The organism is bacterium, from assembly GCA_030247525.1.
Taxonomy (GTDB): Bacteria; Electryoneota; JAOADG01; order JAOADG01; family JAOADG01; genus JAOTSC01.
In genome coordinates this window covers 1-13,646 of record JAOTSC010000027.1, presented here as the reverse complement: position 1 = coordinate 13,646, position 13,646 = coordinate 1, and the positions used below count along the sequence as shown (strand labels likewise).

Annotated in this window: 12 protein-coding genes; 6 read left to right on the top strand and 6 right to left on the bottom strand. The window is 47.5% G+C overall.

Translation table 11 applies throughout. From position 1 onward, the window contains the following. The first annotated feature begins 4 nt into the window (after nucleotides 1-4). From OEM52_04245 to OEM52_04220, 6 genes are read left to right on the top strand one after another with little or no spacing between them, the layout of a single operon-like run. Nucleotides 5-601: a molybdenum cofactor guanylyltransferase gene (locus tag OEM52_04245; GenBank protein MDK9699347.1), complete on the top strand. Its 597-nt coding sequence runs from the start codon at nucleotides 5-7 to the stop codon at nucleotides 599-601. Nucleotides 602-626: 25 nt separating this feature from the next. After that, on the top strand, nucleotides 627-1,604 hold the full coding sequence (moaA, locus tag OEM52_04240; protein ID MDK9699346.1) for a GTP 3',8-cyclase MoaA: 978 nt from the start codon (nucleotides 627-629) through the stop codon (nucleotides 1,602-1,604). Continuing rightward, entirely contained in the window at nucleotides 1,605-2,543 is a 939-nt protein-coding gene (moaCB, locus tag OEM52_04235; protein MDK9699345.1) for a bifunctional molybdenum cofactor biosynthesis protein MoaC/MoaB, read from the top strand. Beyond that, nucleotides 2,540-3,775, top strand: coding sequence for a molybdopterin molybdotransferase MoeA (locus OEM52_04230; GenBank protein ID MDK9699344.1), 1,236 nt, complete (start codon nucleotides 2,540-2,542; stop codon nucleotides 3,773-3,775). The genes moaCB and OEM52_04230 overlap by 4 nt, the downstream gene beginning before the upstream one ends. A gap of 3 nt (nucleotides 3,776-3,778) precedes the next feature. Further along, nucleotides 3,779-4,225 (top strand): MOSC domain-containing protein, encoded by a 447-nt coding sequence (locus tag OEM52_04225; GenBank protein ID MDK9699343.1) that lies wholly within the window; start codon nucleotides 3,779-3,781, stop codon nucleotides 4,223-4,225. 1 nt (nucleotide 4,226) lies between these two features. Beyond that, nucleotides 4,227-4,970, top strand: a complete 744-nt coding sequence (locus tag OEM52_04220) for a sulfite exporter TauE/SafE family protein (protein MDK9699342.1) — start codon at nucleotides 4,227-4,229, stop codon at nucleotides 4,968-4,970. A 155-nt stretch (nucleotides 4,971-5,125) separates the two neighbouring features. Here the strand turns inward: OEM52_04220 and OEM52_04215 are convergent, their stop codons facing one another. The 6 genes from OEM52_04215 to OEM52_04190 form a co-directional block, all read right to left on the bottom strand. After that, complete coding sequence (locus OEM52_04215) at nucleotides 5,126-6,349, bottom strand: multiheme c-type cytochrome (GenBank protein MDK9699341.1); 1,224 nt, start codon at nucleotides 6,347-6,349, stop codon at nucleotides 5,126-5,128. Nucleotides 6,350-6,654: 305 nt separating this feature from the next. Further along, on the bottom strand, nucleotides 6,655-8,277 hold the full coding sequence (locus OEM52_04210; GenBank protein ID MDK9699340.1) for a sigma 54-interacting transcriptional regulator: 1,623 nt from the start codon (nucleotides 8,275-8,277) through the stop codon (nucleotides 6,655-6,657). After that, complete coding sequence (locus tag OEM52_04205; protein MDK9699339.1) at nucleotides 8,274-11,498, bottom strand: DEAD/DEAH box helicase; 3,225 nt, start codon at nucleotides 11,496-11,498, stop codon at nucleotides 8,274-8,276. Before OEM52_04205 ends, OEM52_04210 begins: the two co-directional genes overlap by 4 nt. A 91-nt stretch (nucleotides 11,499-11,589) precedes the next feature. Then, the gene (locus tag OEM52_04200) at nucleotides 11,590-11,970 is read right to left on the bottom strand and encodes a S24 family peptidase (GenBank protein ID MDK9699338.1); all 381 of its coding nucleotides are present in this window, start codon (nucleotides 11,968-11,970) and stop codon (nucleotides 11,590-11,592) included. A 3-nt stretch (nucleotides 11,971-11,973) separates the two neighbouring features. Continuing rightward, nucleotides 11,974-12,594 (bottom strand): transcriptional repressor LexA, encoded by a 621-nt coding sequence (lexA, locus tag OEM52_04195; GenBank protein ID MDK9699337.1) that lies wholly within the window; start codon nucleotides 12,592-12,594, stop codon nucleotides 11,974-11,976. 596 nt (nucleotides 12,595-13,190) lie between these two features. Beyond that, on the bottom strand, nucleotides 13,191-13,646 hold a 456-nt coding region (locus OEM52_04190; GenBank protein MDK9699336.1), incomplete at its 5' end, for a ChbG/HpnK family deacetylase.

Below are 13,646 nucleotides of genomic sequence, written 5' to 3'. Positions count from 1 at the left end.
TGCATTGTTTGATCCAAGTAATTCCGTTAGTAACACCAATCTGCTAGGCGTCGTACTCGCCGGTGGCCAAAGCCGCCGCATGGGTCAACGCAAGGAGTTGTTGCGGTTGCGCGATGGAACCACCATGCTAGAGCGAATGCTGCGAATACTCAGGCCGGTGACAGACCTGCAAGTCATATCAGGACTACAAGACAACAATGAACCGCACGATATTGCGTTACCAAGCATCATCCCAGATCAAGCAGCATTTACGGGACCACTGGGGGGCATCATAGCCGTAACTCAATGCCGCAAAGCGAGCGGGTATTTGTTCGTTGCCTGTGACCAACCGCGGTTAACAAAATCGTTGCTGGAAATACTACTCTCGCATGGCACCGAAGTACCTACGTGTTTTCAATCCAAGGCGAATGACTTCATTGAGCCCATTCCTTGCTTTCTTCCAAGTAACGTGATTGGTGAGATTTCAGCAATGTATCAACGTGGCGAGCGCTCCGTCAGCAAGACGTTACAAACGATAGGCGCTCATGCCGTCAAGCTATCGCAGGACGAATTTGAATCGCTGCGTGGCGTGAATACCAAGGAAGAGTTCGATGCCCTCTGATTGGATGACAAATGCGAGGGACCCTATGAGGCTGATTGATCGCTTTCAGCGAAGACACACGTATTTGCGCATTTCATTGACCGACCGCTGCAATTTGCGCTGCAGTTACTGCATGCCGCACGAACGCCCAAGTTGGATGGCGCACGGACAACACTTGCAAAAGGAAGAGCTGCTGACGCTGATCAGACTCTTCGTCTCGCTCGGCATCGAGAAAATTCGGTTTACGGGTGGCGAACCGTTGCTCATACCGGCATTGCCGGAATTGATTGCCCATGCTCATTCACTACCGGGTGTAAAACGGGTTGCGCTTACGACCAATGGAACGAAACTGACTCACATGGCATCCAGTTTACGTGATGCTGGTTTGAATGCCATAAACGTTAGCCTTGATTCCTTGCATGCGGATCGTTTTCTACGGATAACTGCACGGGATGAATTCAATTCCGTTTGGCTGGGCGTGCAACGCGCGCTCGAAGTTGGGTTTGATGCAGTCAAGATCAATGTCGTCGTCATGAAAGGGGTAAATGACGATGAATTGAGTTCATTCGTGTCGCTCACGAAACATCATAATCTTACCGTGCGGTTCATTGAGTACATGCCCTTTCCTGGCACGGAGTGGGATCAGGATAAGTCAATATCCGCAGCATCGATGATCGATCGAATTTCACGTGACCATGCATTAGAACCGATCGCCAAAGCGCATTTGAGTGATACGGCAGATTTGTTTCGAATTCCTGGGCATCAAGGATTGATCGGGTTCATTTCCCCGATGTCACATTCGTTTTGTGCCGCTTGTGACCGGCTGCGCCTCACGGCAGATGGTGCGATCAAAGCGTGTCTGTTTCATGCGCATGAGGTCTCCCTGCGTGATCTCATGCGATCAGGTGCCAGTGAGCGTGATTTACTCGACGCCATTCAATCGGCACTTGGACAAAAGATGGAGGCACACGGCGTCGTGGACGATACGATGGATAACCGAACGATGCTTCGGATTGGAGGATGATTGCTCGACATATCTCATAAGTACTCGACATTGCGAACGGCCAAAGCAGAATCAAGAATCCATGTTTCTGAATTGACGTTACAGCGTATCAATGCTGGCACCATCCCTAAGGGGAATCCATTGGAGGTCGCAAAGGTTGCCGCGGTGCAGGCAGTAAAGCAAACGCCGTCCATCGTTCCGTATTGTCATCCAATCCCCATTGACTTTGTCGGTGTGGACTTCAGAATTGAAGGAACGGTCATCATCACAACGATCACGGTGAAAAGCATCGCAAAGACCGGTGTCGAAATGGAAGCGCTAACGGCGGCATCGGTTGCGGCACTGACACTTTATGACATGTTGAAGATGATTGATGAATCGTTGCTGATCGGCGAAATCAAGTTACTTGAGAAACGCGGCGGAAAATCAGACTTTCATGAGAACCTTGAACGGACACTGACGGCAGCAGTCATCGTCATGTCCGATTCGATTGCCGCCGGCAAGAAAAGTGATTCATCTGGTAAGGCGATCATGGAGCGATTGACGCAACATGACATGGCTGTGGAAGAGTATTTGATCATCCCGGATGAAAAGTCGATCATTGTTTCAACGATCAATAATCTTTGTGATGAACGGAAGGTCGACCTCATTCTAACCACCGGTGGGACAGGCTTCAGCCCTCGCGATACAACTCCTGAAGCAATGTCTGAGATCATTGACCGTGAGATTCCTGGCATTCCTGAAGCAATTCGAGCATTTGGTCAATCGCGCACTCCATATTCTATGCTTTCGCGTGGCAAGGCAGGATTGCGCAAGAACACGCTCATCGTGAATTTGCCTGGGTCCAAGAAGGGGGTCGCTGAGTCATTGGATGCCCTGTTCCCAGGATTGCTGCATGCCTTTCCAATGATTCAAGGGATCGGTTCATGGAAGGATGAAGAGAAACGAGCAAAACGATGATGCAGCATGCGGAAGCCTTGAGTGAAGTATTGGCAAATTCCGTCACGTTGCCATCACGCGTCATGACTTTGAGTAAGTCATTGGGACATTATCTCGCAGAACCGCTCGTGGCGCCATTTTCTTTGCCTAGATTTGACAACTCTGCCGTGGATGGCTATGGATTTCGTGCGGATGATTTTCGTGAAGTCACGACAAAGGAACCAGTAACGTTACACCCCTTCGAATCAATACGAGCTGGCGAACATTCGGAACAATGCCTTCCGGTTAACGGGGTGGTCAAGGTGCTTACCGGCGCGCCGATTCCACCAGGGGTTGATTCGGTCATCATGCGGGAGGAACTGGAAGTTGGCGGGAAAGTATCGTTGAATCGCACACCAATCGTTGGTGAGAACATACGTCATGCCGGAAGGGAAGTCCTCAAAGGCACAGAACTGTTACCCGTAGGCACCAAAATCACGCCTTCCGTCATCGGAATGTTGGCAACGTTTGGCATGTCGCGCGTGAACGTCATTCGCAAACCACGAATCAGCCTTTTCTCATCTGGTGATGAATTGGTCGTGGTCGGAAAAACACTCGATCGTCCTTCACAGATTTACGATTCGAATCTACCGATGGTAACTGCTGAGCTTTCACAACTCGGCATTGCACCACGAACGACTTATCGATTGCCGGACAATTTGTCTGCAACGTTGCAGTCATTGCGGCTTGCGATGAAACATTCTGACATCGTCGTAACCTGCGGTGGCATTTCGATGGGCGAGTACGATTTCATTCGGACGGCAGCGCTAGAGTTAGGCATTGCGGAGAAGTTCTGGAAGGTCGCCATCAAACCGGGGAAACCGTTATTTTTCGGCACCCATGGAACGAAGTCACGTCCCAAGTTGTTTTTTGGATTGCCGGGTAATCCCGTTGCCGTGATGGTGACTTTGGAGCAGTTTGTCCTGCCGGCAATACGGAAATTAATGGGGTCAACGGCGGCAGTGCTACCCATGCAAAGCGGGATCTTGATGCAGCCAATCACGAAGAAAGCGGGTCGTCTTGATTTCGTTCGCGTAGTAGCAGTTTGGGCTGACGATCATTACGAAATTACTCCGATGTCAGCGCAAGAGTCGCACATGCTCAGCGGGATTGCCGTGGCGAATGCCTTGTTACATTTCCCGGAAGCGTGTGAAGTCCTTCCCGCTGGCGCTACCGCCAGTTTTCAGTGGCTGTCTTCACGACATGGAGGTTGATCAATGTCTACAGGAACGATTGTTGCGCTATCGATCAGCGAGACAAAGGGAACACCCAAATTGAATGTACCCACAGTCGTCATGCTGCCCGAATGGGGAATTGAGGGCGATGCACATGCCGGCAATTGGCATCGCCAGGTCAGCCTGCTACCAATGGAAAGCGTTGCGAAAATGCAGCAGCTTGGAGCAACCGTCACAGCTGGAAGTTTTGCCGAGAACATTACGACGTTGGGCATTGACTTGTCGCAATTACAAATCGGAGATCTTGTCTCCATTGAGAACGTTCGACTCGAAATCACGCAAATTGGAAAAGAGTGTCATGCGCGGTGCAACATCTACTATCAGGTAGGGGATTGCGTCATGCCGCGCGAGGGGATTTTTGCACGGGTACTCACCGGCGGCACTGTTAGCGTTGGTTCGCCGATAAAAGTCGATCACAGTAAGTCATGACATGGAACTACTTCCAATCGGGTTATGCGTTTTTGTCGTAGCGATGTTATACTCTTCCGTGGGACATGGTGGGGCGACCGGTTACATTGCAGTCTTAACCTTGTTTTCCTTTTCGAACCGCTTCATTGGTACGACTTCCTTACTCCTTAACGTCGTCGTATCGGCAATCGCACTATTTCACTTCATGAAGGCGAGGCAGTTTTCCTGGCGTCTGCTGCTACCACTAATCATCACATCCGTACCGGCTTCATTTCTTGGTGGAATGTTGACGATCGATCGAAAGCCATACATGGTGATGATTTCAACTTTATTGACCTATGCAGCCATTCTCATGCTTCGCCCCGAAAGTACGCCATCCAAAGTCATTGTTGATAAGATCCACATTTATTTACTACCAATACTAGGAGCAGGCGTAGGATACATTTCGGGGGTGCTGGGCATTGGTGGGGGAATACTGATCAGCCCAATGTTCATCTTACTGAATTGGGCAACACCTTCTCAAACATCTGCCATTGCAGCTGGGTTCATATTGTTAAATTCGATTGCAGGATTGGCTGGAAGATTTTTCACCGGCGTAACGGTAACGACTGCTTCCATTGGTTTTCTGGCGATTGCTGCCCTAGGGGGATTCATCGGTTCCTACTGGGGTGCAAATCGATTTTCCTCAAGGATTCTGCGTAAACTACTTGCAGTCGTTCTGCTAACTGCTGCTTTGAAGACAGTTTTTGATTTTGTGCGGAATTAAAAAGTTAGAATGCTTGATCCGAAAGTTATATCGATTTAATGGTGATGATGTACTAAAGCAAACATACCCCTCACTGTTACTGAGGGGTATGATTAAAATGCTGCCATGAATATGATTACGATTGTGGCAAGCTGAACTTCTCAGACGATTGTAACTTAATGCTTTCGGCGCATTTCGACAGCCATTTCCTTTACTTCAGAAAGTGTCTGTTTAAGTTCACTCCAGCCGTACCAGTTTGTATAATCTGGATTCATGTGAAATGCACCCTGGAAAGTTCTCATGCGATACTCTAAGTGCATTCTGAACAACTTCTGCTCGATTACCGTTGGTGAATCATGGAAGTTTAACAGATCTGGGAACGCATATGCATAGTTTGCAGGTTTTTTCAGCAAACCATCTTTATACAATCCAGCAACCTCGCGTATAGCTTCTGCTAATACGTGATCAGCAGCTTTAATCATTGAGTCGGCATGTGCTAACTCATTTTTTGCAAACTGTTCCGAGTGACACTCATTGCAGGTTTTTATCATCTTATTGCGTTGTGCATCAAACTCTTCCTGAGTAAGTCGAGCAACCTTGGCACCCTTGACGACATCAAGACGACCAGTTGGTTTTCCATCAGGATCTAGCACTCCAAGACCTTGCAGAATGGTAACCTGATCATCCTTCCACTGTTTGTCTTCCGGTAGGGGTAAACGAACCGCAAGAAATCCCCAACCTGTCATTACTTCATGATTTCCACTTTGCATGTGGCAAGTCTGACAAGTCGGAGCCGCACTTCCTTCGGGTATCGTGTGCGACTGTTTTAGTAATGCACGAACACCATGTTTCGAATTTGAGTACATTTCCCATTGTGGGTGGTCGAAACCCATGTGGCAGGTTTGACATGCCTGTGGTTGCTTTGCTTCTGTAACGGAGAAGGTGTGACGAGTATGGCAGGCATCACAAGATGCAACACCAAACCCACCATTGGTCTTCTTCAATTCTTTTATTTCGTCAACTGATTTCAGACCGATTTGATGACATCCTGCACACCCTTTGGTTCCTCCATTGGATGCATCCGGTTGTGAGTGAAAACTTGGCATTGCCTTCATGGCTGCCCAAGCAAGTGCATGTTTACCCTTGCTGAATTGTGCAACTTGCTCTTCATGACACAGTTTGCAGGTTTCCGGTGTTGGCAATTTTACTTTAGCGAAATCCGTTGAAGTTTTATGATCCTCTCCGTGGCAAGCTTCACATCCAATGCCATTTTGGCTGTGTTTGCTGAGTTGCCAATCAGAAACGATGTTAGGTGTTTTCGATTTGTGGCAATCAATACAGATCGATGCCATGCTAAACTGTGAGATTGCTAAAACAATCACGATTAGAATAATGCGCATACCCTCTCCCAATTGTAGAACAATTAGTAAGATATTGATTCATCACTAGCGATTTTTTGACGGAAGTCAAAAATATTGGTTGAACTCTAAAATCGAAAGGGTTAAGTGTTCTAGAGGATTGATGTATCATGAAAGACGTTTCATGGAGAACAGAACATATCTAAGAAGATTTTGTAACCGTTTACCATAAATTGATACTAGACTCGATGTTCATCGTATTATAATAATGATCAAAAATTAAGCAGATGAAGCTTAGCTGCTGTCACTTGCCTACTGTAGCTTGTTGGACTTGGTTAAATCGGCAATCAAATGAATCGATATAATCCTTTTGACACTCTCTTTACTCTCCCAGCTTCGATGAGTCGATTCAAAATTGTAGTCGCATGTTTCCTACTTATCCCTCCCAGCCTTTCCATCGCTTCTCTTGTTGTAAATGATTGACCTTTCTTAAATTGCAATAATAGCTGTGGTATTCCGGTAGTTCTGGTTTCACTTATCTGTTCAGTTCGGACGTGGGTGGAAAGCGACTTATTCTTTTTCGCGGTTTTAACTAACAGGTGATCACGCATCTTTCTGCGCAACGTAGAAACTGCCACCCCCAGCCTTTGCGCAGCAACTTTCTGATTGAGACTGGTTGCCAGTACTCGTATGATCGCAGCTTTCTCCAGTACCATCAGATTATCGATTTCCACTTTATCTGCATCTGATACTTCATGGTGCGCATCACTGTTCGGCTTTGCCAGCATCGCAGTTAAGAGCTTGCTGTTGATTGCCTTCCCATTGGACATGACGACAAACCGTTGTATCACACTCTGCAATTCACGCACATTGCCGGGCCAATCGTAGCGCTGCAGTTGTTTCATAATCTTGGAGTCAATCTCAATCTCACTCCCCTTGTGACTTTGCTGTAAGAAGCTCTTTACCAGGACCGGAACGTCACTCTTACGGCTACGCAATGGGGGAACTTGCAAGACAACACCGCTAAGTCGGTAGTAAAGGTCATCTCGGAATCGCCCGGCAGCAATTTCTTTCCCAATGTCTTTGTTGGTTGCAGCAATAATTCTGACATCGACCGCAAGAATCTTTGCACCACCGATGCGACGAAACGTTCGCTCCTGCAGAAATCGTAACAGCTTTACTTGGGTGACTAGAGAGAGATCTGCGATTTCATCCAGGAACAGCGTACCATTTTGGGCTAATTCGATCAGACCACTCTTCATCCGATCGGCACCGGTGAAGGCACCTTTCTCGTGTCCAAACAGTTCAGATTCGAGCAGATGTTCCGGGATGGCACCACAGTTGATGTCAATAAACGGATCGTTACATCTGGAACTTCGCTCGTGAATCTCGCGGGCAATTACCTCTTTACCGGTTCCCGATTCACCAAGGATCAGAACAGAAGAGCTGTTATTTGAGTAGATCGAGATTAACTCGTCGATTTTCTTCATCGTCTTGTCAGCGAACACGAACTTGCTGTTGTGATCCGAGTGCTGGTAATGGCGCAGCAGAAGATTGTCGACCCGTCCATGGCGTATCAGATCGGCTCGTTTCAATACAACTGGGAGCTGCTCCTCCAGTTCGTCTTTCACGATAAAGTCAGCGATACCGAGTTTCAGAATCTGGAGTGTAGTTGAAGTATTCTGCAGTGCAGAAATGACTACTACTGGTAATAGAGGTTCGGTATCTCGAATCAAGCGCAGCAATGACAAGCCCAATGATCCATCTTCGAGTACGGGTGATCCATCCCGCTGTGGCAGCATCAGGTCGAGAAGTACCAGCTCATATTGGTTTCTTTTGAGCTTGTCCTTTGCCTGGGTATAATGAATCGCGCAGTCAACTTCACATTTACCGTAGAGAATCTCTTTCAACATTTGACGGTGTTGGTGATTATCCTCAACCAGCAGTATCCGCATTTTGTTCGCTGTCATAGTACGACCTCGAACATCGTTCCCTGGCGTGGTTTACTGGAAACCAGAGTGACTGAACCACCATGCGCTTCCACGGTCTGTTTGACATGTGCTAGTCCAAATCCATCGGATCCCTTGGTCGAAAACCCATCCTTGAAAATCTGGGATTGCTTTGTGGATGGAATCCCCTGACCATTGTCCTGAATGCCGATAATTGTTCGTTCATCACTGATCCGGGATGTAAGGATTACCTTTGGTTGCTTTACTGATGCGAGACTCGCTTCCGCATTGCGCAGCAGATTCGAAAACGCCTCAATTACACCTTGCCGCGCAAAGATCGACTCAACACGGTCGACATCAGGGGCTAGTCCGCTTGTATCAATCGCCGTACCGTTCATCACTGGCTTGCAGATGGTGATCGCTTCCAGCAGTAACTCCTCGGGAGACGTCTTGAACTTATTGAGTAGATTTCCAAGCCGATTTACTGCTTGGGTGATAATGTCAATTAGCGCTTGAAAACTAGTCCGAACCGATTCCATCGCTTTGCGGGGTTTGGCAATTACCGCAAACTCCAAATCCAGATTCTGAAGTAGAACGGCATGAAAGTGCTCAAGCAGAAACTGCTGGAACGAACGATACTCACCCTGCAGTTTGATCGCAGCATCGGATAATTGTTGTACAGTTTTAGCCGATCGCGCAGTATCCCGAGCGGGCTGAATTCGGTTATGTCGCATTACGCGAACTTCATTGTATAGTTCCCGTAACTCTGGAGCCGGGAGTCGTTCCAGCCGCTGGGTGACCTCCTGCTGCCAGGTTGTGAGTGGAAGCGCAGATAAATCTTCGCCATTCGAGTTTATGTCACCGCTCGGTAACACTGGTTCGGCGCTCTGGTGAATGACAATTGTTCCGTGGTTGTTGTTGACAATGATCCCGGTACCACCATTGCTCTGAACATTAGAAGCGCTCAATTCGCCACCAGCCTTCTGTTTGGATGAGTTATCAGACCGAGTTTGATCTTGGTTACGTTCGAAGTAATCCATAAGACTTTGCGCTACCGGCTTGGTTACCAGCTTGGCCAAATACTCAAATCCTGCTTCTACAACGTGCTTCTCATTCGTGATCCCATCATTGACCAATTTCCGGATGCGCTCGCGGCCCAGTCTGGGAATCTTGAGCTGTGCCAGAAACAATCCATCCTCAGAGATACCGTGCTGGATCTGCATGGCACATTGAACCAGGGATTTCTGCCATTCGGCCGGACACTGAAGTGTTTTAGCCAGCTCTGCTGCACTGGATAATACCCAGGAGATTTGTTCAGCGACTCGTCGAATGGTTCCAAAATATGCCTGATACCGCTTCTCTAATTCTTTGTTACTAAGCGATCCGATGTAATCACTCAGCATTAAGGCAGTCTTGCAGGATTTAGCCCGATTATAACTATCCAGCGTGTTTTCACAGATCTGTTCAAACAACGATTTTCCGTGGGAGCCAATCTGCTCAGTCACGTTCCTCAGATATCTGTCACCATACTGTCTGAACTCAGAAGTAGAGAAATTGAGAAATCCTTCCTGACCATCCATTGTAAGAATCGAGAATAGGAACGCCTCGATCGAGTTGATTGGTAAGTCACTGCGGTTGGTCAACCACTTTTTCAGGGTATTGGCTGTTTCCACCCGAATACCCATACCGGCAACTGCGACACCAAATTCGGTTAACGTCAGCCGATCATCCTGGTTGGCAATTACGACTTCTGCGGCAATACAGTAATTAATGGCGGCTTCGAGTTCATATCCGAGTTCTTTCCTTTCGTACTCATTAGCTTGATGTACATGCCAGCTCAAGGAATTCTGGAGGTAATCTTTGATCTGCTGAATGGAACCACCACCAAGCAGGGAGACCACACCAAGAACAGTGGTAGCCATCGAGGAGCGCCAAAGGTTGGGTTTAATCTCCTCCAGGTCACCCTCCAGATAGAATCTCTTAATTTGCTCGCGTTCCACGATCGAATCCGCCAGTGCGATCGCTCGACCAAAATCATCTTCCAGTTGGAAGCGACCAGCACGGCCACCCATGTTCTCAAACTCACCCTTCGGAAGATCGACCGTATCGAGTTTCTTGTATTTGGGATCGTATCGCCACTGTTGCAATTCAATGAAAACATTTTTAGTTGGCAGATTGACACCCATGGCGAGTGTAGTCGTGGACACCAGTACCTGGATGCTGCGATTCCGGTAGTGTCGTTCTACCAGTTCACGCTCTTCACTCGTCATGTCGGCATGATGAATTGCCACTCCGTGCTGCAGGAGAACTGCCAATTCATCCCGGGAATGAGTCTCTTCCAGGTTTTCAAGTTCAGCCAGCGCTTCTTCGGCAGGTGGAGCAGTGACCCATCCCGCCAGTGCGGACGCTATGTTTCGAACGGAGTTTTTATCCTTTAGAAACAGCAGAGTCTGCTCACCCAGTTCCGAAAAATGTGCGACGGCTGAGTACAGTACGGCATCACGCTCCTGCGGTGGTCTTGCAAGAATCATCTCTTCACCGGTTGAGTGATCATTCATCGACTTAAAATGAAACACCCCTTTATAGAGATAACCGATCCGAAGCTCTACCGGTCTGCGTTCTGAATGGAGTAGGTCGATTCCCAACCACTCATTTACCAGGCGGTGATTTCCCAATACTGCCGATAATCCTACAATCTGGAATCCTAATCTCGAGCGTTGCATCCTCAGATGAGTCAGAATCATTTCCAATGTGGTACCACGGCTGTAATCGGCCAGCATCTGCAACTCATCGATAACGACGAGTCCCAGGCTGCTCAGAAATCCCTTATTACTGTTGAGTAGTTGGAAGAATTTCTCGTACACGAGAATCGCAATATCGAACTTGCCATTCTCAATGTCGGCATCAAACTCCTTATGGTCTCGAGTAGAAATGACTACCTTGATTCCGGCTGAAGTGTACATCTGCTGGAAAGTATGGAACTTCTCCTCGGCGATTGCTTTCAGCGGGACTAGGAATGCTGTTTTCTTTTTGTCGATCGATTGGTGGACGGCTGCCAGCTCACCTACGAAGGTCTTACCCGAGGAAGTGGGTGCCGATACTATCATGCTGTTACCATTGAACAGCTTGTATTTCAGAATAGCTTGTGCCTGGATCGGCTGGAGTTCATTCATCCCCAGCTTGCGCCAACCGGCAATCATGTCTTCTGGAAAATCGTAATTTGTCAGTCGTTCGATATTCATGCTTGGTCCTGAATGAAAAGTGAATACTCTTTGCTTTCACCGCTGCCTTCATTAGCGGTTACGTCTGGATCGTAAGTACTAAGAAGGATGGTTAACTGGATTCTTTGCGTTTGGGAGTGTTGCTCTGGAATCGTCTGGCGAGACCAGTCACAATGCCGACGATGGCAATATCGGTGGAAGGGCGAACCGGCTGTTCGTTGCGCATCGTTCCGTACAGGAGGAATCCGTTGCGGTCTCTTCCAAGGAAACGAATCATGTACTGGCCATCGATTTGTGCTAGTACGATCTGACCGGGGTTTGCTTGATTCGATCGTTCGACGATCAGTAGGTCTGCTGTATTCACCACACCACGCATTGAGTTACCACTCATCTCGACAAACATCGAATTGAGAGGATGGGGGACCAGATACCGATGTAACGAAACATTATCGGCGATCATGTCCTGTGCTGGTGATGAAAAGCCTACAACCATGGCTTATTTGAACTCCCGGTAGCTACCTAAGACAATACCCTGAATCGAACACTCATTTGCAGAAACTACAATGTCATCAAAATTGGGATTCTCAGCCTTGAGCCGGACCTTTCCGCTGGCCAAAGGGTAGTATTTCTTTACTGTCGCTTCGTCATTTATCAGCGCCACCACAATCTGACCTTTTTCTGCAGTTACCTGTTGCCGGACAATCACTTTATCGCCAGGGAGGATACCCGCATCGATCATGGATTCACCCTTTACCAGAAGCGCATAGGATGCCCCACGTCGTGAAAAAGTGTCGTCCAGCGATACATACCCAATTCTGTTTTCAACGGCCAACAGCGGCGAACCGGCAGCGACACGACCGATAATCGGGAGTTGACCAGAGTGGACGGTTGTCCCTTCCTCATCGATTAACTCCAATTCCCGTACTGGGCCAGAGCCGGATTTGCGGAGATACCCCTTCCGAACCAGGATCTCAACAATCTTGTATGCATTCACCGCTGAAGACTCGAAGTGTTCACCAATCTCTTCCAGAGTCGGCGATCGGCCGGTTTTGGCAATAATCTTGGCGATCCATGTGAGGTACTTTTGTTGCGGTGCACTCAATTCTGGGCGAGACATACCCCCTCCTTTCGTGAGATCAAGATGGTTAAAATATATTAACCTATGCAACTCGAGCACAGAAATTCCTCACCCCGAAGAAATCGAGGTAAGGAGAATTCAAGAGTTAGATTTTGAGAGGGTGTCTCAGAGAGGTGATGATTGCTTTGTATTCTTAGTTTGGTCGTGGGTTGAATTCGTGGGCACGCCTTGAATAGAAACTTGAAACAACATTCTCGTACTTGGTAGAGAGGGAAAAGACTTTTTACGCATTAAGCAACTGACAAGACCGGCTCGTAATCAAGTAATTATCAATGGTTAGCAGATATTTCCAACTCCGGCTATATCACAACAAGGTTTCTTCGATTCCGGTTACAAGCTCATTAATCACGATGTGGAGTCATCCAAAGCACTCAATTACTCTTCAAAGTCGCAGGTTCTTGACGGGTTGCTTTTTTGCAACCATTCAGGTGGGATCAATAACACCGAAAGTCGCAGGTTGCAGACGAGCTACTTTGTTCGCTAATTCCCCTTCCAGAAAGTGCGCCACGTTGCCACACAGCGTAAGAAACATCCAATCGGAGTATGTTGTCACAACTGGCAGCTTACAGCGCTACTTAGCGATGATTTAACTCTTCGTAACTGACTAGTTTAATATTTTGTTTACCTAATTGTTTTATCAAATCAGTTGACGACAAAACCTTTAGTTCTTCGTTACGTTGATTAGTCAAGCTGGATAAAGTCTGAAGTGAGCAATCAAAAAATCCTGGGTGAGTAATGATCTCTACAATTGCAAAATCGTTTAATTCATTAAAAGTGGCAGTAACCAAACTGAGAAAATTCCATGCACTTATTTCCCCTCGAGACCATGCACTTTCGCAATAATCGGCTGATTTTACTCCTTGCAGAGATAGTCGTTTACAATATTTTCGATTGCCACCACGTGCAGCTAAACCGTACCTTTTTGCTACTCGAATGTATACATCTTTTAAACTATCAAATCGGTGAAAATTATGGTGCGAATCTATGTGTGTGATTTTGGGTGCAATATCAATGACAGATTCGATTTGAGC